The 24,451-nt window shown below is 43.0% G+C and carries 17 protein-coding genes; 16 read left to right on the top strand and 1 reads right to left on the bottom strand.

What is annotated here, in order from left to right; all coding sequences use genetic code 11:
- Positions 1–407: hypothetical protein (locus tag WC955_02155; protein ID MFA5857847.1), on the top strand; the 407-nt coding region annotated here is incomplete at its 5' end.
- A 140-nt stretch (positions 408–547) separates the two neighbouring features.
- Here WC955_02155 and WC955_02160 read toward each other — a convergent pair.
- On the bottom strand, positions 548–2,017 hold the full coding sequence (locus WC955_02160; protein MFA5857848.1) for a hypothetical protein: 1,470 nt from the start codon (positions 2,015–2,017) through the stop codon (positions 548–550).
- Positions 2,018–2,228: 211 nt separating this feature from the next.
- Between WC955_02160 and WC955_02165 the strand changes: the two genes are divergently transcribed.
- The 15 genes from WC955_02165 (at position 2,229) to WC955_02235 (ending at position 24,447) form a co-directional block, all read left to right on the top strand.
- Complete coding sequence (locus tag WC955_02165; GenBank protein MFA5857849.1) at positions 2,229–2,915, top strand: ABC transporter ATP-binding protein; 687 nt, start codon at positions 2,229–2,231, stop codon at positions 2,913–2,915.
- A gap of 7 nt (positions 2,916–2,922) precedes the next feature.
- The gene (locus WC955_02170) at positions 2,923–4,098 is read left to right on the top strand and encodes an FtsX-like permease family protein (protein ID MFA5857850.1); all 1,176 of its coding nucleotides are present in this window, start codon (positions 2,923–2,925) and stop codon (positions 4,096–4,098) included.
- Complete coding sequence (locus WC955_02175; protein MFA5857851.1) at positions 4,095–5,369, top strand: FtsX-like permease family protein; 1,275 nt, start codon at positions 4,095–4,097, stop codon at positions 5,367–5,369. The genes WC955_02170 and WC955_02175 overlap by 4 nt, the downstream gene beginning before the upstream one ends.
- A 1-nt stretch (position 5,370) precedes the next feature.
- Positions 5,371–6,147: an outer membrane lipoprotein-sorting protein gene (locus WC955_02180; GenBank protein MFA5857852.1), complete on the top strand. Its 777-nt coding sequence runs from the start codon at positions 5,371–5,373 to the stop codon at positions 6,145–6,147.
- A gap of 79 nt (positions 6,148–6,226) precedes the next feature.
- Entirely contained in the window at positions 6,227–7,192 is a 966-nt protein-coding gene (locus WC955_02185) for an aldolase catalytic domain-containing protein (GenBank protein ID MFA5857853.1), read from the top strand.
- Positions 7,193–7,201: 9 nt separating this feature from the next.
- Entirely contained in the window at positions 7,202–8,053 is an 852-nt protein-coding gene (locus tag WC955_02190) for an EamA family transporter (protein MFA5857854.1), read from the top strand.
- A gap of 22 nt (positions 8,054–8,075) precedes the next feature.
- On the top strand, positions 8,076–8,924 hold the full coding sequence (locus tag WC955_02195) for an alpha/beta hydrolase family protein (GenBank protein MFA5857855.1): 849 nt from the start codon (positions 8,076–8,078) through the stop codon (positions 8,922–8,924).
- A gap of 58 nt (positions 8,925–8,982) precedes the next feature.
- Positions 8,983–9,600: an RNA polymerase sigma factor gene (locus WC955_02200; GenBank protein ID MFA5857856.1), complete on the top strand. Its 618-nt coding sequence runs from the start codon at positions 8,983–8,985 to the stop codon at positions 9,598–9,600.
- A gap of 18 nt (positions 9,601–9,618) precedes the next feature.
- Positions 9,619–10,548, top strand: a complete 930-nt coding sequence (locus WC955_02205; GenBank protein MFA5857857.1) for a protease complex subunit PrcB family protein — start codon at positions 9,619–9,621, stop codon at positions 10,546–10,548.
- Between the two features lie 25 nt (positions 10,549–10,573).
- Positions 10,574–16,168 (top strand): hypothetical protein, encoded by a 5,595-nt coding sequence (locus WC955_02210; protein MFA5857858.1) that lies wholly within the window; start codon positions 10,574–10,576, stop codon positions 16,166–16,168.
- 25 nt (positions 16,169–16,193) lie between these two features.
- Positions 16,194–18,203: a PorV/PorQ family protein gene (locus WC955_02215; GenBank protein ID MFA5857859.1), complete on the top strand. Its 2,010-nt coding sequence runs from the start codon at positions 16,194–16,196 to the stop codon at positions 18,201–18,203.
- 77 nt (positions 18,204–18,280) lie between these two features.
- Positions 18,281–20,395 carry a PQQ-binding-like beta-propeller repeat protein gene (locus WC955_02220; GenBank protein MFA5857860.1) on the top strand — a complete coding sequence of 705 codons (2,115 nt, stop codon included), beginning with the start codon at positions 18,281–18,283 and terminating at the stop codon, positions 20,393–20,395.
- Positions 20,396–20,415: 20 nt separating this feature from the next.
- Positions 20,416–21,159, top strand: coding sequence for a glycerophosphodiester phosphodiesterase family protein (locus WC955_02225; protein MFA5857861.1), 744 nt, complete (start codon positions 20,416–20,418; stop codon positions 21,157–21,159).
- A 47-nt stretch (positions 21,160–21,206) separates the two neighbouring features.
- On the top strand, positions 21,207–23,147 hold the full coding sequence (locus WC955_02230) for a DUF6785 family protein (protein ID MFA5857862.1): 1,941 nt from the start codon (positions 21,207–21,209) through the stop codon (positions 23,145–23,147).
- Between the two features lie 46 nt (positions 23,148–23,193).
- Positions 23,194–24,447: a TolC family protein gene (locus WC955_02235; GenBank protein ID MFA5857863.1), complete on the top strand. Its 1,254-nt coding sequence runs from the start codon at positions 23,194–23,196 to the stop codon at positions 24,445–24,447.
- The last annotated feature ends 4 nt before the right edge of the window (positions 24,448–24,451 follow it).

Genomic DNA, 24,451 nt, shown 5'->3' on the forward strand with positions numbered 1-24,451 from the left:
GGTATGGAGGAAAGCATTGGCATTGCACCCCCGCGCCGCGTGAGATCGAAAACGTTAAGAACGGTATCCGGCAATGGGTCGCGCAAGGATACCGATTAAAACTGGCAGGGAAACTGCATGGCCAGCAATGTTTTACGAAAGATACGGGATACGATGGTATCTTAACCTCATCGCCTGTGTTGAGAGAAGCGATTAAAAAGGGTGTGGCACAATATTCCAATGGTTTGTGGATGCCTGCCGGTCCTGATTTAGCGATCCGGCCCAAAGGTTACTTTGAACGATTCTTACTTGACGAGTTTGGTTTATACGAGACATTTGGTACTCATATACATGGAGACACCCCTGAAAATGCGCGCCGGGGCGGCGAGGGATTGATGCACGGTATCATAACATGGCTGCGATCCTGATGTAATGCCCGTCCATCTATAATAACTGACTTCGGATTTTGTGATGATATGTGCTACAACCACATCATACAAATTTCGGGAAACGGTTAGTAAAAACACCTAAACTGTCCAGCCCAGTGACCTTAAGGAAGATATCCGCTTTACATTCGCATGGTAGCTATTTTTATAGGTTTCAACGCTGGGTCAGACAATACTTGTTTTTCAAGGTCGTTTATATATTCATCTGACAGTTCACGTTTAGATTGTATCCCGATGAACTTAGGATAAACATGAGTTGTAAGCAATACCTGTTCGCTAACCCAATCTTCGACCTGACAGATCTTGCCTTTCCCGTTTACAGACATTTCAAGTTTACATTTTTGTACTTCTTTTGCAATTTCATTTAACTGAGCAGAAATATTTTGTAAATTTATTATTGCTATACTTTCCGATTTTGCAGGCAATTCTTTCGTGAAAGTATAACCCATTTGAGTGGCGGGAACGTTATAAAAACTTCGGAACCAAAAAAAGTATTTTTTTAGGGTTTTGGCTAATTTCTCTATTTTCAAGAATATATCCAACAGTTTTGTACCCACGCCTTTCCCGAACATATTTTCTATTTCTTCAACAGCAAGGCTATCAAAATCCTGTGCCTCCAACATTTTCCCGGCAATCCTGTAATTAAGTTCGTTATCTGTTCTATCAGCAAGCCCGCTCATTGGTATCAGAATCCCGTCCCATCTTTCTTTCTTACAGGCTTCAGCTAAAATCCGTAACCCGTTCACCTGCGGCTGGAATAACCGCAGAGAATAACGAGGGTATAGCGAATTGTAAGGCAGTTCAAAATGCGTGCTTCCGCCCACGTGAGCAAGTGCGAGATGTTTCCCTTCAGGAAGAGGATTTCTTGTTTCAATTTTATCGTAATAAAAATCTCTTGTGACAGTCCATATTGTATATACGTAAGAAGGTATTCTTTCCATCATTTCGGTATCTTCTTGTGATAAATTGTCGTAGTTAACATACGTACTCCAGAATATCGTAAGTCCCGGGTTTATTTTGTGCGCTTCTTCCCAAATAGGTAACTGTATTTTTATTTTACTAGCGACAGAATTACTTAAACCAACACATTTATCGCAACCACAAACACCATAATCACCTGTCTCAAAATATACCGCGTCAGGATTTAACGTGTTTATGAACCATTTGATTCCTTCGGCCATCCATTTACGGTTGTCTTCGTTTGAAGGGCACGCATTAACAAATTTAGAGTGAAGCGGATGAACATCCTGATACGTTACTTTCATTTTTGCTGTTCTCTCAGGATATTTTGCTAAATATGTTTCTAGATTGTATTGATGGTTTCCTCGGCACCATACGCCGCTGTAACTGTACACACCTATTCCGGGACATAGAAGTATTTCTTTACTACGCGCATAGCTTATCAACTCTTTACCGGCTTCTACTCCGCCGTGTTTATCATCGAGAAAACCCCATATCCAGATTGCGTTTAGATTAAAACCGGACATCTGGTTAAACAGTGTTTTGAAGTCGTTTATAAAGCCGGATGTTGAACGCCTAGCAATCCATACGTCCCAGCCAGCTAAAAACTTTAGTTTTGATTTTGTCATCATGTTTTAATTATTCCAGAACCATGAATAATGTCCAGTATCTATCCGTCCTATAGTTTAATGTCATTGAGATAATTATATATTTTCAATGAAAACATGTCAAGGTTGAGACATTACCACGTAATGGAGACGATTCGTTGGAGTAATAAAAAAGATGATATAATGTAAGCCAGTGGATATTAAAAGATTATGATATGCATGGGAGGATTAGTAAATGCCAGTTGTTACACTTGAACAAATGACAAAAACGTATCCGATGGGTGCGGAAAAGTTTTACGCGCTGACCGGAATTAACCTAGCTTTTGAAAAAGGTGAGTTTGCCGGCCTTGTCGGCCCCAGCGGGTCGGGAAAAACGACGTTACTGAATATAATAGGTTCCTTGGATAAACCGAGTGAAGGGAAAGCTGTGGTTATCGGGAAAGAAACTGGCAAAATGTCAGAAAACGACGCAGCGTTGTTGCGGAATAAACATATGGGCTTTATTTTTCAAACGTATAATCTCCTGCCGGTTTATACGGTATACGAAAATGTCGAATTACCGTTGCTGTTGCTGAAAACTCCGCCGGCGGAACGTAAGAAAAAAGTATTAGCTGCGCTGGAATGGGTACATCTGACCGACAAAATTGGTTCAAGGCCAAGCCAGCTTTCCGGCGGGCAGGCGCAGAGAGTGGCGGTTGCACGCGCAATTGTGAAACAACCTGAGCTTGTGTTGGCGGACGAGCCCACCGCGAATCTTGACGCCGAGAACTCGCATAACATCCTTGATATGATGGTGAAGCTTAATGACGAGTTGAAGATAACGTTTATTTTTGCGACACATGATGAGAAGGTTATTGCGCATCTGAAACGCAAAATCCGGTTGGTTGACGGTAAAGTTGTTTCTGACGAAAAGGCTGGATAGTAATTTTATGAAAACTATATTTAATCTGGCGTTGAAGAACGTTCTTGGCGCGGGCTTGCGCACGTGGTTAAGCGTAGCGGTGTTGTCGTTTACATACGTTTTAATAATATTTCATCAGGGAATGTTCACGGGAATGTTGAAGCAGTCCGCGTATTATACCCAGCAGGATGATGTTGCGGGAGGGCAGTACTGGATTAATACGTACGATCCGTATGACGCGGTTACCTGGGACGATAGCTTTGGCAAACTCCCGGAGGAACTGGATAAACTTACAAAATCAGGCGATGCTGCGGCGGTATTATTCCGTCCCGCAATGATTTACCCGCAGGGAAGAATGCAGCCTGTTCTTATCCGTGGGATCGATCCTAACCAAACTGTCTTGCGGATACCGACAAAAAAGTTGGAAGCCAGTGGTGACGCGATACCTGTTATGGTTGGAAGCAGGATGGCGGAAAAAAATAAGTTTAAACCCGGAGATACGGTTACAATCAGGTTTAGGGATAAAAACGGGACGTTTGACGCTGTAGATGCAAAGATCGCAGAAGTTATGGTTACCAACGTACCTGCGATTGATAATGGTACGATATGGATGAGTATCGGCCGGTTGTCAAAACTTATGGGGACTAACAACAATGCGTCGATGGTTATTCTTCGTCAAAAAGTGTTATCCCCGCCTGCGCCTGCGGGCTGGACGTTTCACTCATTGGATATGTTGATGAAAGAAATAAATGATATTGTCGCTGCGAAAAAGAAGACGTCATCGTTTTTGTACGTAATACTTTTAGCACTTTCGTTAATAGGTATTTTTGATACACAAATACTGTCGATATTCCGCAGGAAAAAGGAAATCGGGACCCTTATGGCGTTGGGGTTCAAGCGGTCAACGGTGATCGGGTTGTTTACTATGGAAGGCGCGATGCACGGAGTGCTCGCTATTGTTGTGGGATTTATATACGGTACGCCGTTGATGTGGTATACCGCGAAGCACGGGTTTGATATGCCGATGGACAGCAGTCAGTACGGATTCGCGATTGCGATGAAATTGTTGCCAGTATATCCCGCAGCGTTAATATTGGGTACGGTGTTAATTATAATGATGACGGTAACAACCGTGAGTTACATCCCTCCGCGGAAAATATCTAAACTTGACCCGACGGAAGCGTTACGGGGGAAAGTGTCATGATAAGTTTTATAATTAAGGGTTTGTTAAGGGACCGTTCCCGTAGTTTGTTTCCTATAATCACAATAAGTTCCGGCGTTTTCTTGACAGTAGTGTTTTATAGCTGGATGGCTGGGATGTTTAACGAAATGATAGATATTAGCGCGAGGTTTGATGCCGGGCATGTAAAAATTACTACTAACGGGTATAAAGAACTTGCGGAGCAGTTACCTAATGATTTGGCAGTAAGCGGGGTTACAAAACTTGTGAAAAAGTTTGAAACCGAGTATCCGTCAATGACCTGGGCACCGAGGATCAAGTTCGGCGGGTTAATTGATATTCCTGACAAAAACGGTGAAACACGGGTACAGATGCCGATGTACGCTATGGCAGTCAACCTTCTCGGGAAAGACACACCCGAGGTTGGGTTATTGAGCCTTAATAAATGCGTGGTTGCTGGTGTATTGCCTAAAAAACATAATGAGTTGTTGTTATCAGAAATACTGGCAAAAAAACTGGGGGTAAGGGTCGGGGATAAAGCAACGCTGATAAGTTCTACTATCTACGGAAGTATGGCAATGCAAAACTTTACGGTTACCGGGCTTGTACGGTTTGGCAGCGATGTTCTTGACCGCAGGGCTGTTATTACGGATATTGCCGATGCGCAGTATATGCTCGAGATGGAAGACAGCGCGGGTGAAATTCTGGGGTTTACAAAGGATATGAATTATGTTGAACCTGTATTGGCGGTGATGAAAGAAAAATTTAATGTTGATAACTACAAAAAAACTGATCAGTACTCGCTAACCATGCGGTTGTTGGCAGAACAAAGCCAGTTCGGTATTATGATATCCTTTTCAAAAATAGTTGGGTATGTTTTAGCTGCGGCATTCATCTTTGCGATGGTATTGATCCTGTGGAATGCCGGATTGATGAACAGTATCCGTAGGTACGGCGAGATCGGCGTACGGCTTGCGATGGGTGAACCCAAAGGCGTTATTTACCGGAGTTTAATCCTGGAATCTGTGTTTATAGGAATTGCTGGATCAGTTGTCGGTACGGTATTTGGCTTGGCGGTATCATTTTACCTGCAAATATACGGGTGGGATTTTACGGGAAAAATGCAGTCGTCGACAATATTGTTGCAAAACGTTTTACGCGCGCAGGTAACTCCGATGAGTTATGTAATAGGATTCATCCCGGGTGTTATAGCGTCAGTACTTGGCACTATCGCTGCTGGGTTTGGGATTTATGGGCGTCAAACCGCGCAGTTGTTTAAGGAGTTGGAGGTATAAAGTGTGGAATAATAGACAGGGTTTAAACGTTACTGTTGGGTTGTGCGGTATAGCAGTTATGGTAATGGTTGCCACGTTATGTTATTGCGAAGATACGTTTACCGGAACACAGATACTTAAACTTATTGATAAAAACTATAACGCTAAAACACAGGTGTCAGTCTCTGAGATGGTAATAAAGACTGAACGCGGGCCCGCAAGGACTGTAGAATCAAAATCGTGGTCCGAAGGTAACGATAAAACGTTTACCGAGTATCTCGCGCCTGCACGGGAAAAAGGGACGAAGATGTTAAAACTCGGGGATGAACTGTGGATATGGTCGCCGTCCGCGGATCGCGTAATTAAAATTGCAGGGCATATGCTTCGCCAGTCAGTCATGGGCTCTGATTTGTCGTACGAAGATTTTATGGAGAACACAAAACTCGCGGATGCGTATGACGTTGTGATTGCAACGGAACAGATGGTCAATGCCAGGCAGTGCTATATTTTGGAACTTACGGGGAAAGTTGACGATCTTGCGTATCATAAACGCAAAATATGGGTGGACAAGGAACGGTATGTACCGTTGCGGTCCGATCTTTACGCGAAAAGCGGGAAGTTGTTGAAAACGTTTAAGATCGCTGACGTGTTTCAGGTAGGGGACCGGTGGTACCCCAAAAAAATGGTGTTCAAGGACGCGCTTAAACGCGGAGACGGGACGGAGTTTATTATTAAGTCAATTGAGTTTGACGTCGAGATACCCGCGCACGTGTTCTCCAAAGCATCGCTCCGGAGATAATAACGATATAAACAAAAATTGGTATAATTATAGGCACTGATAATATTTAAAGAATAATAATAGAAGGGAAATAAACATTATGTTCCGCCCGGAGATTAAGGTTATAGACTGTTCGATCCGCGACGGCGGGTTGATGAATAATTCGTATTTTACGTTTGAAACTGTAAGAAACGTGTATAAAGCCGCTTGTGCTGCGGGGATTGATATCGTTGAGCTCGGGTATCGTAATAGTAAGATGAAATTTTCGGAGGCTGAGTACGGCCCATGGCGGTTCTGTGACGAGAAACAGTTAAAAAAGGTTGCGGATGGTATTGACAAAAAAACTACGAAGCTCGCTATTATGCAGGACGCGCATAAAGCTTTGGCGGAAGATATCGTGCCAAAGACGGAGAGTATAGTTGATGTTATCCGTATCGCTACGTATGTAAAAGATATTGATAAAGCAATACTTCTTGCAAACAATGCAACGGATAAAGGGTATGAAGCGACTATAAACATAATGTCAATTTCGAAAGCGCTGGACCGCGAGCTTGACGAGGCGTTGCAGCAGATCGAGGAAGAAACTAAAGTTATGGCGTGTTATATTGTTGATAGTTACGGCGCGTTGTATAGTGAAGATGTTGATTATTACGTGTCAAAATTCAAACGGTACCTTAAGTCCAAAGAAATCGGGATTCATTGCCATAATAATAAACAATTGGCGTTTGCGAATACGATTGAAGGGATTATCAAGGGAGTGAATTACCTCGATGGAACGCTATACGGTATTGGCCGTGCGGCAGGGAATTGCCCGCTTGAACTCCTTATAAGTTTTCTTAAGAACCCGAAGTTTGATATCCTGCCGTTACTTGACGTTATCAGCGAGTCAATTCTGCCGTTGGTGAAAGAAATGGCGTGGGGTTATAGTATACCCTACATGATAACCGGTGCGCTTAACCGTCATCCCGATGTTGCAATGCAGATGATGAGCTTGCCGGATAGTGATAAAGCAAAGTTTGACTACCGCAAGTTTTACCTCAAACTCACCGAGGAAGGGCAGGAGTAAAATCTCCGGATGACGTTACTGGTTTTTTCGTTAGTCCTGATCACCGCGGTATTTCATGCGGCATGGAATTTCGCGGCAAAACGAGCAGCCGGGAATTTTTATGCGGTATACATTGGCCTTGCTGCGGTTAGCGTTGTGTTCTCTCCAATACTTCTAGTTTTATCTCCAACAGAACTTTTCAGGATAAAAGCTGTGCCTTACATCATAGCGTCAGGCGTGATACACGCAATATACTTTTCGTTACTGGGTAAAGCGTATAAGCACGGCGATATTTCTACGTCATACCCGATTGCCCGCGGGTCGGGTGTTGCAGAAACAGCGTTAACCGCGTTTTTTGTATTACAAGAAAAAATATCGGTCACCGGCGCAGCGGGTATCCTGGCGATAAGTACGGGAACAATACTGACAGGTTTGTGCCAGCCGGTTCATCCGAAAAGGATGAAGGGGTTAGTGTACGCATTACTTACCGGCGTATCAATCATGGGATACTCAATTGTTGACAAACTCGGGGTTGGAACGATAAGCCCCGTGGCGTATATTTACGAACTATACTTTGTAGCGGCGTTATGCTTAACCCCAATTGCGTTGTTCAATAAAACTAACCGCGGGGAACTCGTTGATGCGTGGAAAAACTACCGGAATCATGGGTTTATCATCGGGATTGGGTCGTTACTGACATACTTGATAATCCTTTTTGTGTTCCGCCTTGCGCCAGTGAGTTACGTAGTTGCGCTTCGCGAGCTCGCAGTTGCTGTTGGCGCAATATTTGGTATAAAGTTTTTGGGTGAAAAATGTCCTCCTCTAAAAATAGCGGGGATTGTCCTTATCGTCGCAGGGATTATTGTCATCAAGCTCGCGTAAATATATTCGGAAAGGTTATTGCATGAATAAAGTATTAACTGCAATTGCGTTTATCAGTGTATTTCTGGCAAGTAGTTCAGCGTATTCCGCGCAGGTGGATATTTCAACGGTTACGTTGTACAGCGATGCGTTGGGGTACAATACCACATACTATGTTTATCTTCCTCCTAATCGCCAGCCCGGGGAAAAGTTTCCTGTCCTGTACATCCTCCACGGTGCGTGGGGGTATTACGGTGACTGGGTGGACCGTACAAATGTTGAAGATCTGGCGGATAAGTACAAAATGGTACTCGTGTTTCCCGATTGCAGCCAGTTCGGGTGGTACCTCGACAGTAAGATTAAATCGAATTCTAAGTATGAAACGTATATCATAAAAGAACTCGTTCCGGAGGTTAACAAAAAGTTTCCTGTCCTTACGGGGAAAAACAAGTGCGGGATCATGGGGTTGAGTATGGGCGGTCACGGCGCAATGATCCTTACCGCGCACAACCCAAAGGTGTTCGGGTCCGCATCATCGTTATCGGGTATCCTGCAGCTTGAAGCGCATCCAACCAAGCTTGACAGTTGGCACTTGCGTGAAATCCTTGGGGATCCTAATGATAAATCTAACAAAAAGCAGTGGAGTTGTTATTCCGTATACGCCCAGGCTAAGGTATTGAAGAAAAATGGTGTAAATCTATTGTTCGACTGCGGGGTGGATGATACAAAGACCGGTGCGATCACTGATGCACGGGCATTACACACAAAACTTGATGAGTTAAAAGTTAAGCATACCTACAACGAATACCCGGGGAACCATACCTGGGACTACTGGCAAGCACATCTTGAAGAACATTTGAAATTTCATTCCACCGCGATGAGCGGAAAATAATAATATATATTTTGTGTAAAATTTGTTTGAGTTAGTTGTCTAACAGGAGTAGGGAATAGTGCAAGGGAATAATGTTGAACCAAAAGATACCGGTAATCGTGTGTGTAGCGAAAACGAGTTGATAACGAGCGCCATAAACGGCGACCGTAACGCGTTTGGTAAGATTGTAGAGTTGTACGCAGTACAAGTCTATAACCTTAGTTATCGTTTGACGGGTAACGAACCTGATGCGAAGGATCTTTCGCAGGAAGTGTTTTGCAGGGCATTAAAACTGATTGGCGAGTTTAAACAGGAAAGCAGTATCTCTACATGGCTGCACAGGATCGCTGTTAATTTGTGGTTGAATAATGTCAAGCACGGGAACATTGTTAAATATGAATCTTTAGATAAGTCAGTGGTTAATGAAGAAGATAATGAAATAAAACGCGAATTTATGAGTAATGAACTTGGGCCGGAAGAAAAAGTTGTGGTAAAAGAGTTTAACCGGTTGTTGCAGGATGCGTTAAACGAGTTGACGCCGGAACAACGTGTAGCGTTTGTGTTGAAGTATATCGAAGGAAAATCGTTGAAGGAAATCGCAAAGATCTGTAATTGCAGCGTGTCGTTGGTAGGGGTGAGGTTGGCGCGCGCGTTGGTAACGCTGAACGGCAAGTTGAAGCAGTATTATAAAACGTGAAAACAAGGATATATGTTTATGATGAAATGCAGTGAAGTAAAGGATTTGTTGGTACTGTACGACGAGAAAGAGTTGGATGCTGAGAAACAACAACAGGTAGCGCAGCATTTGAATGAGTGTAAAGACTGTGCCGCGCTTTTAGCCGGGATGCATAATGTGACACAGTTATACAATTCTATGGGTAAAGAATCCTTACCGCCAAACTTTGTGCGGGATGTTCAAAACAAAATCGATGTTGGCGTCGTTGTGCCAAACAAACCTGTTTCCATGATATACCGCCCGCAAACGTACGTGTATTCTGCATTGTTGTTGATATGCCTCGCTTGCTTGTATTTTAATGTGAAACCCAAAACACAAATGCAGGCACAGGTACAACAAACGATAACGGCAGTTGTAATAAATGATAGTAATCCTAACAAAACAAACGTCACATCTCCTGTAATAAAAGATGTTGCGAAAAAGACAGAAACCGTGGTTTTTCATCCTACGTCAACCGTAACAGATGACACGCAAAAAATGGTTATCAACAAAACCGTTACCGTGTTCGCCAAACTACCTGAGGAACGCCAATCGACGTTGCTACGCGGGAAGTCGCAGAATGTTGATGTTAAACACGTTGTGAAACAATGGCAGGATGTGCGTAGCGGGATAAAAGAAAAAAAGGTGCTGATTATCAAAACCGAACAGGAATGGCGGGCGTTGTGGCAACAGCATAACGGTAATAACGCTTCGACGCTTCCTTTGCCGGATATAGATTTTGCGAAAAACATTGTGTTCGCAGCGTTTATGGGCGAGCAGCCCACCGCGGGGTTTGGGATACAGATAAAAAATATTGAAGAGACTAACACTAAATATTATCTTGATATTGAAGAAGCCACGCCGGGAAGTGCAGCGACGCAAACGGGACAAAAGATACAACCGTATCATATTGTGGTTATAGATAAATAGTATAGGTTGCATGGATAGGAAATATATGAAGTTCAGAAGAAAACTGTTGTTGTTAATATTAATAACCCTTATTCCGGTAAATGTGTACTCGCTGGGGTCTACGCCGACGGTGACTATTGACAGTATCGTCGGGTCAAGCGGGACGATACGGGTAAACTATACCGCGTACGATACGGACGGGGACAGCGTTACTACTACCGAATGGCAATACAGCCGAGATAACGTTAATTGGAACGATATTTCGGAAGATACTATCCGTAACAACTATTATAAAACACCAGGAACGTCGTATGTTAATTGGGTGAGTACATTATTCCTTTCCGGTTTCTATGATGATTCTATGTGGTTCAGGATGAAAGTAGTGGACAATTCTGGGAATGGAGATATCAATAATTTTGTTTATTCGCTAAATAAAGTTCCAATCCCTTCATATGGACATAATGCTGTAGTAAATAAAAACAGGATTTATCTCATAGGGGGGAATTCTAATAGTGGACATTTGGATACCGTTTATAATACAACAATTAATTCTGATGGAAACATCGGCGAATGGTTTCTTTCCGCAAACAGGATACCTCAAGAATCTTGTCTGCATTCTAGTACTTTATATAACAATTATCTTTATGTGACAGGAGGGGAACCCTACGGAAATGATAATGTTTTTTATACAAAAATACACGATGATGGCAGTATTAGTAGTTTTCAAACGTCAGCGCATAAAATTCCCACAGGAGTAATGGGACATTCTTGTGTAGCATATAACGGATATTTATATATTATCGGTGGACTTGATTCTAATGTACATGCTGTTGATAAAATATATTATGCAAAAATAAACAATTCTAATGGTAGTATACAAGATTTTCAAACATCAACTATCACATTGCCAATTCCTTTGTATTACCTTTCTGGTACTGTGTATAATGGGTATGTATATATAACTGGTGGAAAAAATAATTCTGTTAATTCATTTAAGGTCTACTATGCAAGATTGAGTGATGACGGAAGTATCGGTTCTTTTAATGAAGCAAATTCTATGGCTATAGAGCAACATTCAAGTGTGATTTACAACGATTGTCTTTATCTCGTAGGTGGAGGCAGAATATATTACGCAAAAATAAATAACAGTGGTGTCTTAAACACATTTGCCATTATCACAAGCACCATCTCACTGCAACAAGCATTCTGTATAGCGAAAAATAACAAAATTTATGTTGTAGGAGGTTACATTAGTAGTAATTTATATCCCAGTGATACAGTATATTATGCAAATATACAAAGTGGGTTGGTGACCCAGGATTATTCAAATACTTTTTCATTGTTAATAAACAACAATGATTCTCCCATAGTGACATTAAATGCATCGACGGGAATACAAACTACTTCGGATATAAATATTTCTTATACAATAACTGATACGTTTGCCGATAACTTATCGTTATACTGCGAATACTCTACCGACGGTGGAGCGAATTGGATCCGCGCGACGGTTAACGGGACAACGAGTTACTACAATGTTGTCAGCGCGTCGGGAACGGTAATATGGAAGTCGCAAGTCGACCTCGGGGTAAGCGTCTCTACGTTCACGGTAAGGTTCAGGATAACGCCGTCAGATTCACAGATTTTAGGTACGCCGGTAAGTACATCCGACTTCGGCGTTGACAACCGTCACAACCCGATTTTAACAATTTCCGGAATCAGTGATAATATGAAAGAACCCAGCGGGGTGATAAAAATCAGTTATACCTCTGTCGATCCCGATGGTAACAATTTACAAACCTCCAATTGGCAATACAGCCGTGATAACGTAACCTGGTATGACATATCAAGTTCTGCAATAACTAATAATGAATTGAAACCTCTTGGGGCGTCGTATATTTTGTGGAACACCCAGTCAGGGACGAACAATCTTAACCTCGTAGAAGACGCAAGTGTATGGTACAGAATGAAACTTACCGACGGCGTATTTTATTCGTGTTACCAAACCACGGGACCGTTTGCGGTGGACAACTACGTCAAACCGGTCATAACGTTATCGAATATATCCGGTGAGGTTACTAGTAATACAATTACGTTTAATTACACAATCACTGCGGCACCCGACGAAAACTTATCCTTGCTTTGCGAATATTCAGCTAACAACGGGACTGACTGGTCTCCCGCTATAATCAATAGTTCGACTTACAACATTACCAGCGGTCAGTTTAGCGGTAATCTTGTTTGGAACTGTGTGGGAAATATTTCAAGCGGGACTGATAACAGCAACATTTACTTCCGTGTTACACCCTATGGCCGTGCGTTAGGATTGGCGACGACGTCGAATCTTATTCACGTGGACTACAATACCCCGCCCGCGGTTGTCGTGAATGACATATTTTCGGTGGTAAGAGACACAGTGGCGATTACTTATACTTTATCTGATACGAATAATGATGTGTTAAGCATAGTTTGTCAATACTCTACCAACGGTGGGAGTACATGGAAACCCGCGACTGTGGTGGGGAGTACTGCAAATATTGATAGTAGCCATTATTCCGGTTCGCTGGTTTGGTACTCAAATTTGGATGAGCCGAATATCAACGTAACTACTACGAAGTTTAAAATTGTACCCTACGACAACGACCAAGGGACAGCGGATGATACTATTAATTTTCAAGTTGAAAACGTTGCTGAACCACCAAGTGTTACTATTACAAGCGTCGAGGGTACTAATGGAACAATAAAAATTAATTATACCGTTTCCGACCCCGATCCAGGGGAACAGGTTACTACTACTAAGTGGCAGTATAGCACCACTAGCAGCACCGGTCCCTGGTATGATATTGATTCAGAATATATTAGTAATAATTTTTATAAGCCAGTTGGGACATCGTATATTCAATGGAATAGTTTGGTTGCACTTAATGGTGTTTATGACGATAGTATCTGGTTTAAAATGAAAGTAGTGGATAATTCTGGAAATGGTAGTATAGGGAATTTTAGTACTTCTACAAATGTTATTCCGGTAGGTGTAAATGGCCATTCTAGTGTTGTTTACAATGGTTATTTATATATTACAGCGGGTAATATGATATATTGTGCAAATCTCAATACTGATGGAAATGTGGGGAGTTTTATTACTACATCATCAACTAGTATGCCCACGAGTTACTCTCATCATTCCAGTGTTGTTTATAATGGTTATCTATACATTACAGCTCGTAATACGGTATATTATGCGAAACTTAATACGGAGGGTAGTATAGGAAGTTTTAGCACTTCACCAAACCTTATCCCGACATCGTTGGGGTACCATTCCAGTGTGGTTAATAACGGATATCTGTATATTACAGGTGGAAACAATGGTAGTATTCTAAATACGATATATTATGCAAAAATTAACTGTGACGGTAGTATTGCTTCATTTCAGACGAATAGTAATACCATTCCCAGTCATTTGGATAGACATTCCAGTGTGGTTTATAACGGATATTTATATATTACAGGAGGTAATGGCGGCATAAGTTTGCTTAATACGGTATATTATGCGAAACTCAATGCCGATGGCAGTGTGGAAAGTTTTAATATTTCCTCAAACACTATTCCTACTTCGTTGTTTGCACATTCCAGTGTAGTGAATAACGGTTATTTATATGTTACCGGAGGATGTATTGGCGTTCCTACCAACTTAAACACCGTATATCTTGCGAAACTCAATGCTGATGGTAGTATAGGAAGTTTTAGTACTTTACCAAACACTATCCCGACTTCGTTGTATGACCATTCCAGTGTAGTGAATAACGGCTATTTATATATTACCGGAGGGAGGAATAGTGAGCATGATGGCGTCGGTTTCAACACCATGTATTATTCCGCGTTTACTAATCTAACTAGTGGTTATGTGATTTCTTCATCGTTTCCAATCGATAATACTGACGAAACTTCGCCAACTGTACCGAGTTATATTTGGGATGGGACAGGTGCTGATGTTGATACAACGCTATCACTTACGACATTATCCGCAAACTGGGGTACGTCGTACGACCCGGAGTCAGGAATTTCAAAATATTGGTATGCTATTGGTTTGACACAGGGAACGACAGATTTTGTCGAATGGACTGATGTTGGTCTTTCAACCTATGTCGTGAAAACAGAATTAACATTATCGTTAGGTACAACATACTATTTCAGCGTCAAATCTGAAAACGGTTCTGGATTACAAAGTACTGCAACTGTTTCCGATGGAATATTAATAATCGGTGATATCACTCAACCAACTAGACCAAGTTACATTTGGGACGGATTGGGAAACGACATTGATTTGTCAGTATCAACCACCACATTATCCGCGAACTGGGGTACGTCGTCCGATCCAGAGTCGGGAATCGCAAAATATTGGTACGCTATCGGTACAACACCAGGAACGACGGACTATCTCGACTGGACTGACATCGGATTGTCAACATATGTTATCAGAACAGGTTTAAACTTGAATTTTGGAACGACATATTATTTCACCGTAAAATCAGAGAACGGCGCGGGGTTGCAAAGCTCATTCCGTGTTTCCGATGGTATATGTGTTATTTTAATTTCTACTGGCAGCAATCCGGTTGACCTTACTCCTCCGGCAACGCCCTTAATAACGTCAACCACACATCCAGAACACGATACCACGTACGCAAACAGTTTCGCGAGGTTTACTTTTACAATGCCCAAAAGTGATGAGTCCGGGATTAGAGGGTATTATTATTTGTTAAACGGCAACAGTTCTACCTCGGTTATTCCGGAAACCGGGATTTTTGTTACGTGGGACACGATAACGTTGTCAAACTTAACCGACGGCGTGTTGTATCTCCACGCGATAGCGATCGATAACGCGGGTAACTGGTCTTCTGCAAACACTGCGCATTACAAGTTTACCGTACGGCTTACGATTGACCCTGCGCAGGATACTGCGTTGGTATACAGCGACGGGTTAAAGATTGACGTTCCCGCGGGTACTGTGGCTGGTACCACGAAACTCGAGGTTACGCGTCCGGATATAATCAACCTCCCCCGGGTAATTAATGATCCTCAGGTTAAAGACACGAATATTGTAGTAGAAATCAAGTTTACCGACGGAACGACGGAGTTAGCAAAAGATATTACCATAAGTATTCCGTATACCGCTAACGACATTCCCGGGCTGGACGAGAAAAACCTTCGCGTGTTTTATTGGCATGAAACCAAGAACGGGTGGGTGTTGATCCCGGACTCTCACGTGGATACTGCTGCGAAAAACGTTATTGCGCGGGTGAACCATTTGTCGTTATTCAAAGTTATGGAATATATTCAGGGTGAGAATACTATAGAAAACTTGTCGAACTATCCTAACCCGTTCAAAGCGGGCAATGATGCGACAAAAATACGGTATATCCTCCAGAACGATTCCAACGTAAAAATCCGTATCTACGACTTAATCGGCGACTGTGTATGGGAACAAAACGTTGTTGCTGGGACTGTCGGGTCAAGCCTCGCGGGGCCGAACGAAGTGTACTGGGACGGTAGAAACAGCGCAGGCGATATTGTGGATATCGGGTCGTATATCTGTGTTGTTGAAGCAAGCGGCGTAGTGTTGAAGACGAGGATTGGAGTGAAATAGTTTACTCAAGAAACTCGAAAATATTATGAAAAAAGTATTGGCGTGGCTATTATTAATATCGGTTTGTGTTACGTGGTCTTCCGCGGCGGAGAATACCGGCGGGTTGCCCGGATACTTTCTTAACCTCGGTATTGGTACGCGCGTGTTGGGCATGGGCCGCGCGGGGACTGCTGTAGCGGATGATATCAGCGCGTTGTACTGGAACCCCGCAGGGTTGCGACAGATGCGGAATCTAGAGCTTATGTTTAACCACAACGAGTTGTTTGAGTTGACAAAGTATGAATGTATTGGAGTGGCAGTGCCGACGAAGTATAACTGGTCTTTTGGGTTAGGGCTAGTCCAAATGTTTTCCCCGGGTACGGTAAAACGTGACTATTTTAATACCGTTACCGGCGAGGTCAGCGACGTTAACAGCGCGTTGTTGTTTTCAAACGCGTTTTCTGTAACCGATAAATTACAGTTAGGTATTGGGACAAAGGTTGTGAACAAAAAGTTTGACGATATCGACTCCACATGGCTGGGGTTCGATTTTGGCGCGTTGTATACACTCACGGAAATTGTGAGGGTGGGGTTGGACATACAAAACATTTTTGTTTCAAGTTTCAGGCGTTACGATACCGACTATAAAGCGCCGATGATGACTAGGGTTGGGGTGTCGTCCAGTTTGTTGGATAACGCTCTTATACTCACCGCCGACCTTGAACTTACCTCGTCGCAGTATTTGAAAATATATTGTGGCGCAGAATACCGAGTGTGGAACATTATGATGTTGCGTTTGGGGTACGATAGCAACAACCTTACAGCCGGGTTTGGCGTTGTGGTAAACAACTTCTTGTTTGACTACGCAATGCTCAGCCATACGTTAGGGTTAAGCCATCGCGCAGCGGTGACGTACCGGTTTGGAAAATACAAAAACATTACTCTCCCGGCCAAAGTTGATATTATCGTTCCGAAGAAAAAGATTGATTACGCAGTTACGGTTAACACAATGAAAGAAATACCTGTTGCGGTTTACCATTTGTTTGACGCGAAAAATGTTGCTGTAACAAGTATCAATATCACTAATAGTACTAAGAAAGAAGTTAAGTTTAGCGTGTCAGCGCGTATAGATATCAAGAAAAGTGATGAGTTCTGGGAAGTAGTTGTCCCGCCCGGGGAAACAAAAGAACTGAATATTGTTCCATCTCTCACGCGAGAGGAAGTAAGAGCGGTCGAAGTTGTTCCTACTCTTAGCAAAATATCGGTGGAAGTGTATAAACTAAATGCTAAAGGTAAACCCGCGCTTTTGTTGCATAACATGTTACCCGTTACATTGTTGCCGTATGACCAGTTTGTCCAGGAAATTGTTGATGCGAAAAACGTGAAGTACGATATGATTGACACGCTTGCTACGTGGGTGACGTATAACGACAGGAGTTTGACGGACGTAATATCTAAAGCAAGCGAAAAAGGCGCGGCGAGTGTTCCACCGATAAAAATTGTGGGCGTCCAATCCCCTCATTTGTTTACCCGTCCTACTCCGGATTCAAGGTCAGTAGAAGAAAAGGATCAGGATTATTTAACGCAGGTAAAACTGATTTACGATACGTTAAAAGATAATTACGGGATGACATATATTAACCAGCCGATAGCGTATGGTTTCTCACAACGCATAAAGTTGCCGTCTGAAGTGTTGAAGAATAAAGGCAACTGCGTAGAATTAGCAGTGCTGTTCTCGAGCTTGCTGGAAAGTATCGAGCTGGACCCCATAATATTGTTGTCAATCGAAGACGGCCACGCGGTGGTCGGCTGGCGAGTGGCTGGTGAAGAAAAAGATGTTTATCATTTGATGGAGACCAGTTTGTTCGGCGAAGATTTTGATAAAGTGTTGAATCAAGGCAATGCGTTGATCGAACAGTACGGATTACAGCCAGAGTTTGCCGGCAAAATATCCTTTAACGCTAACGGCGTTTACAAAAAAGACGGCGATGTGTTGGTTTTAGATATTAAAAAAATCCATTCCTTTATTCCACCTAGTCCAAATATTTTGAGATGATACCCTCCCCTATAAAAAATAAATATCGCCAATAATCTATATGTATTGTAAAATACATCATGCAATAGGGGGATTTTATGATATTGATACAAACAATATTGACTGCTGCAGTATTATTATTGACTACAATCTCAGGTTTTGCTGAATCAAAAGATTTTACGTTTATCCAGCTTACTGACGGGCATATGGAAAAAGGCGCGGTGTACCTATCGTCGACTATTGCCGAGATTAACAAGCTAACACCCGCGCCGGAGTTCGCGGTATTCACCGGCGATTTCGCGAATTACGGAACCGTACGTGAGTTCGATAAGTATGCGCAGATAATGGATGGACTTAACTATAAGTACTACACGGTTCTTGGTAATCACGAGACACAGAATAACGATGTCGGGTACTATACGTACCAGCAACGTTACGGCAGTCCATACCATTCGTTCGACCACAACGGTATCCATTTTGTGTTACTCAACACCGGAGTGTCTTCAACCGGTGCAGGGTTTATCACAGCTGCGCAGCTGGAGTGGTTGCGTTCTGACCTACAAAAAATAGGAACACAAATGCCGGTATTCCTGTTCTCCCACCACCTGCCAACGGATAGAGGTATTGGCAATAACGTGGAGGTTTATCAGGTGATTAAAGATTATAATATCCGCGCGTGGTTCACCGGGCATTTACATGCAACAAGGCATTTTATATGGAATGGTATTCACGTGTTGGTAACCAAAGACACGCTTACCTGCGGCTATCGTATCATTCAGGTAAAAGGGGATAAGGTGTTCACTTATAACAAAGAAGTCGATAAGCCTGAATCACCGGATAAAGTGGTGATTGGCCTGTATACAAAAAAATCTGCGCCCGAGTACGAACTCATATCTCCGGGGTATCAGGTTGATACTGCAACGTCCATTACTTGTGCGGTTAAGTTTTCAACATTAACACTTACCGCAGTGAAAGCGTCCCTTCGCGCGAAGGTGGACCGCGATACAACATACACGCTTGTGTACTCTACGATAACACAGTTGTGGCAACAAAACATTCCAGTGATTCAGGGGAATCATACGTTGATAATACAGATGGTACTCACTGAGAAAACAACGTTTTATTCCGGCAACGTAGTGTCTACCGGCACAATAGGGTATATTTGGGAAAAATCTTATAACTTTACCGTCGGAGATAACGCAGTAGCGTGGAAGTACGCAACTGGTGATATGGTGATATCAGCGCCGGTGGTTGAAAATGGAAATGTTTACTGCGGTTCAGCAGATGGAACAATGTATTGTTTATCTGCGAGTACCGGCGGAGTGAAGTGGAAATACGCAACTAACGGCATAATCTCCGGTGATCCTGTCATTTATAAGGACAAACTTATATTTGGTTCTCATGACGGTAATGTTTATGTGTTGGATAAAACCGCGGGGGCGTTGTACTGGAAATACACGAGTACTGTGCCGGTATATTCCACGCCGGTAGTAGCTGAGTCAAAGGATGGGGATTTTAATAACACGCGGATCGTTGTTGCGCATGGAAACGGATTAATAGCAGGGCTTTCCTTTACCGACGGGACGGTATTGTGGCGATACAATACAAAATATGCGGTATCAATTTGCCCGGCATATAACCGTGAAAACGGTACCGTTTATTTCGGCGGGTGGGATGGGTATACCCGCGGGATTTCTGTTTCCACAGGCGGTGTGGTATGGTCCCGTCGTATTTATCGCGGAATGTGGGGCGCACCGGGGTCGAACTCGCCGGTGATTGACGGGGATAAACTGTACCTCAACGATATCGGTAAAGTGTACGCGTTAACCTTGTCCTCCGGCAGTACGGTATGGAGTTCGACTGTTACACATAGCACGTCAAAACCTGTGATTTATGGAGATAAAGTTATCGTATGTTCTTCTGACAATAAAGTACAGGCGTATGATAAAAGTACTGGCGCGTTGTTATGGCGGGTACAAGCTAAGCATGGGATCCACCGCGCACAACCGGTGATTTACAACGATTATCTTGTGATATCCACATCCTGGGGTACGGTACATATTATGAATCCCGATACCGGCAAAATTGTGTATAATTACCAATTATCTGATTATCAGGTAACATCAACACCGTGTATAATGTCAGGTAAGCTTTATATTGGCTCTTCTGACAAAAACGTGTATGCGGTTGAGCTTGATAGAATTATGAAGTAATTGAAGGGGGAAGTACGGAAATGCTTATCATAGGCCATCGCGGGTCAAGTTTTATCGCGCCGGAGAATACGTTAGCGTCAATTAATCTTGCATGGAAACAAGGAGCGGATGCGGTTGAGATTGATATTAGGTTGACAAAAGACGGGCGTGTGGTTGCAAGCCATGACGCAAGCGCGTTAAGGATGGCTGGTGTGGATCTTACAATCGCAACCTCAACTTTCGCGGAATTACGCGCATTGGACTTCGGGAAAGTTAAGGATGAGAAGTATAAAGGCGAAACTATACCTTCACTTGAAGAAATTATTGATACTATCCCCGCAGGTAAGGTTTTGGTGGTAGAAATAAAAGCCGGGCTTGAGATTCTTAATGAATACTGCCGGATTGTTAATTCCAGCAGTAAGAAAGCGCAGGTATTGAGTATCGGGTTCGGGTACGAAACTATGGTTGAATGTAAGAAGATGATGCCTGATAATATTGCGTTGTATTTGGTTAGTACAAAAAAAGATAAGGATACCGGTATTTATGCGCCGTATGATATTGATGCGGTAATCGCAAAAACGGTAGAAGGTAAACTCGACGGGCTTGATGTTCATTATGTACCCGTGAATTCCGAGTTTGTAGATAAAACTCTTGACGCAAACCTGCAGTTATACGTATGGACAGTGAATGAAGTAGTTGAAGCGCAGAGGCTAGATTCTATTGGAGTGGATGGGTTGACGACGGATAAGCCGGATGTTATGCTGCGTAATCTCAATCGTAGATAGGTGTGTGAGTATAATTTAATAAATTTGAGTATAAACCGGAGGACAACATGACGTTCAGGTCTATAATTCTTGCATTAGTATTTGTTGTAATATCCGCATTGTGGGTATGGAAGTTTGAGTTAATGCTTTTGTCCTGCAACCTTACAGAAGCCATCCCACCGATACCTGCGCTTGCCGGGTTGATATTTTTGGTAGTTCTTTACCCGCTGCTAAAATATCTGGGCGTAAAAAACCTGCTTACCCGCGGTGAAATTATGGTAGTGTTTATCTTCAACGTAATTGCAACGTTGATGTTCAGCATAGGCGTATTCCAGGCATTCCTGCCATACACCAGCGTGTTGTATTACCACGATACTGTACTTAACAAATATGCTGATTTCAGGCAATATGTCCCGTCCTGGTTTGGCCCGCGGGATCCGGAAGTTATCCGCGGATTTTGGGAAGGTACGCCGGACGGCGCGGTACCCTGGGCACACTGGATTAAACCGTTGGCAGTATATCTCGGCTTCTTTTTATTGTACTGGTGGATCGCTACCTGTGTGTGGACAGTAATGAGAAAGCAGTGGGCGGAAAATGAGAGGTTGACATTTCCGTTGCTGAGTATTCCTCTGAGTTTGAGCGAAGAAGCGGCAGGAGAAAAGTTGCATGCTAAAGATGAGAAACCGTTTTTGTCCAACCCGTTAATGTGGCTGGGGTTCAGTATTGCCGGGATTAGCCAGGTGTTCAATCTGTTAAACACGATTGACCCGTCGTTTCCAGCTTTAGGAAACTATTTCAGGTTCAGCACAATTTTTACGGAGCAGCCGCTGAAGTCAATTTCCGGGGTGATACTCGCGCACCGGCCGGAAGTCGTGGGGTTAGGATACCTTGTTCCGTCAGAAATATTGTTTTCCACCTGGATTTGTTATTGGATTGAACAGCTGGTAGTAGTGGCTGGCGCAGTGGTAAAAACTAATGTTCGAGGGTTTCCTCTAATCAATGAACAAGGTATTGGCGCGTACATGGCAATGGTAGTTATTGTGCTGTATGTTGCGCGGAAACATTTGTATATCGTTTTTAAGAAAGCGTTTACCAGCGCGCCGGAAATCGACGATAAAACTGAACCGTTACCTTACCGCGTAGCAGTTTTTGGCGGCCTGCTCGGGTTTATGGTGTTGATAGGTTTTTGTATGATCAGCGGGATGTCGCCATGGCTTGCGATCTTTTTCTTTGGTGTACTATTAAGTTTTGTGATGGTTTACGGCCGTATCCGCGCAGAGACAGGGATTCCGTCTGTTTGGACCTTGCCTATCTCACAAATAAAGAGCGCAACTTACCATATATGGGGGACGGATACGTTGACATCGCTGGGCGGGTCGCTCTCAAGCCTAGCAATATTATCGTCATTTGGATTTATGATGAACGGCGGGTTTTTTAATCAAAGTACGGTGTATCAGCTTGAAAGTTTTCAATTAGGCGATAAAACCGGTGTTTCCCGCCGGCATATTGTGTGGCTAGGCCTCGGCGCAGTATTCACCGGGTTTATCCTGGGTGCAATAATGTACCTCTCAACATATTACCAGTACGGGTTGAACAACCTAACAACGGGAACACGGACAACGTATAGCTTGCAGATATGGAATGAAGTTACTACCGCGGTGAGTACGCCGCCAATTGCGTATTTTGCGCAAAAAGTTGCGTATGCCGCAGGGTTTGTGATTACGGGAATAATGTTTGTGATCCGCCAATTCGTATGGACAAAAATGCCGTTGAACCCTATCGGATACCTCATTGCAACTAACGGCGCAGCTACGCATGTATGGTGGCCGTTTTTTGTCGCATGGGTGTGTAAAGGTATAATATTCAGGGTCGGCGGTGTGAAATTGTATAAAACATTGATCCCGACATTTTTGGGGTTGGTAATCGGGCAGTTTTTCTTTGCTGGAATATTCTGGGGATTTATTCACTTATTCTTTCCGCAGTTGAAGTTCCATATATGGTTTACGTAAAGTGTTGATGTAAACTATTTGTTATATATCGATGTCTAATTATATTATGAGTTTAAAGACAGGTTTTTTGGTTATAGCAGTTGGTGTTATTATAAACACAACGGTGTTTGTACCGGTACACGCAGAACCTATGCCGTCATTAACTGAATGTGTTTCTTATACGATAACAAACCCTGAGTTGCTTAGGTTACAGGAACAAAAAGTTCGGCAGGTGAGCGAGCATATCGGGCAAGCACAGGGTGATCAATTCCCGGATATCCGCGCGGGATACAAAAATTACCTTACCGGTATAATATCTTCGAGGATGGCGGATGTGAACGAACCAAAGATTACGGTAACCCAGCCGCTATATTACGGCGGGAAAAAGAAGGTTGCGGTACAATCTGCTGAACATGAACTTACCCGCGAGAAAATGTTGTTGGAAAGCGTTAAACGCGATATAGCTGCAGGGGTTACTGAAACGTTTTATAACATCGCGGAGTACGATATTGATATACGTAACACAGATGAAACTATTGAATTACTAAGGAAACGGGTAAAAGAACTGTCTGACCGTGTACGTATCGGTAAGTCGCGGGAAAGTGAAGTATTGACATTAGAATACCGTATCTCTCAATTTCTTGCGCAACGTGAACAGCTGGTGTATAACCGTAAGACTTCGTTAGAAACATTGGCGTACTATACCGGCAAAAGTTTTGATGGTATTAACTATACCGTGAACGCAGGAAGTGTTACTGCCGTCACATTTGAAGATTGTTGTTCGAATATCAGGGGACGTTCTGACCTCAAAATGTTAAAGGAAGAGCTGGAACTCCAGTCATTACGCGTATTAACCGCAAAAGCGGGTTTATTACCATCAGTATCACTGACTAACAGCTGGAACCTGTGGAAACTGGTGGAAGACGGGACCGGTTGGGACTTAACCCTGTCTATTGATTACCCGTTATACCGCGGCGGGATGATTAAATCGTTAGTGAAAGAAGAAGAGATTAAGAAAAGTATCGTCGAAGAACAAATCGCGAGGAAAGAACGGGATATACGGCTTGAACTCACGAGGATATATAATAACTATTCTTCTGCGATAGCGCAAATATCTCCTTTACGTAATGCGTATGAAAAATCTGTTAAAAACTATGAGCTTCAATTACAGGATTATAAGTATAGCTTGGTGAATAACCTTGAAGTATTAACCGCGATGACTACGATGCTGGAACTCAAACGTGCGGCTGACCGCGCAGAAGTTCAGGTGGGCTATAACGCATCAATGCTGAGGGTGTTAACTGAACAGTTTGGGATGTAAAAAG

This window comes from Elusimicrobiota bacterium, assembly GCA_041658405.1.
Taxonomy (GTDB): Bacteria; Elusimicrobiota; UBA5214; order JBBAAG01; family JBBAAG01; genus JBBAAG01.

Excerpts from the sequence above, each read along its gene's own strand:
- WC955_02160 (MFA5857848.1), bottom strand. The coding sequence starts at position 2,017 with ATGATGACAAAATCAAAACTAAAGTTTTTAGCTGGCTGGGACGTATGG.
- WC955_02165 (MFA5857849.1), top strand. The coding sequence starts at position 2,229 with ATGCCAGTTGTTACACTTGAACAAATGACAAAAACGTATCCGATGGGT.
- WC955_02170 (MFA5857850.1), top strand. The coding sequence starts at position 2,923 with ATGAAAACTATATTTAATCTGGCGTTGAAGAACGTTCTTGGCGCGGGC.
- WC955_02175 (MFA5857851.1), top strand. The coding sequence starts at position 4,095 with ATGATAAGTTTTATAATTAAGGGTTTGTTAAGGGACCGTTCCCGTAGT.
- WC955_02185 (MFA5857853.1), top strand. The coding sequence starts at position 6,227 with ATGTTCCGCCCGGAGATTAAGGTTATAGACTGTTCGATCCGCGACGGC.
- WC955_02190 (MFA5857854.1), top strand. The coding sequence starts at position 7,202 with ATGACGTTACTGGTTTTTTCGTTAGTCCTGATCACCGCGGTATTTCAT.
- WC955_02195 (MFA5857855.1), top strand. The coding sequence starts at position 8,076 with ATGAATAAAGTATTAACTGCAATTGCGTTTATCAGTGTATTTCTGGCA.
- WC955_02205 (MFA5857857.1), top strand. The coding sequence starts at position 9,619 with ATGATGAAATGCAGTGAAGTAAAGGATTTGTTGGTACTGTACGACGAG.
- WC955_02210 (MFA5857858.1), top strand. The coding sequence starts at position 10,574 with ATGAAGTTCAGAAGAAAACTGTTGTTGTTAATATTAATAACCCTTATT.
- WC955_02215 (MFA5857859.1), top strand. The coding sequence starts at position 16,194 with ATGAAAAAAGTATTGGCGTGGCTATTATTAATATCGGTTTGTGTTACG.
- WC955_02220 (MFA5857860.1), top strand. The coding sequence starts at position 18,281 with ATGATATTGATACAAACAATATTGACTGCTGCAGTATTATTATTGACT.
- WC955_02225 (MFA5857861.1), top strand. The coding sequence starts at position 20,416 with ATGCTTATCATAGGCCATCGCGGGTCAAGTTTTATCGCGCCGGAGAAT.
- WC955_02230 (MFA5857862.1), top strand. The coding sequence starts at position 21,207 with ATGACGTTCAGGTCTATAATTCTTGCATTAGTATTTGTTGTAATATCC.
- WC955_02235 (MFA5857863.1), top strand. The coding sequence starts at position 23,194 with ATGAGTTTAAAGACAGGTTTTTTGGTTATAGCAGTTGGTGTTATTATA.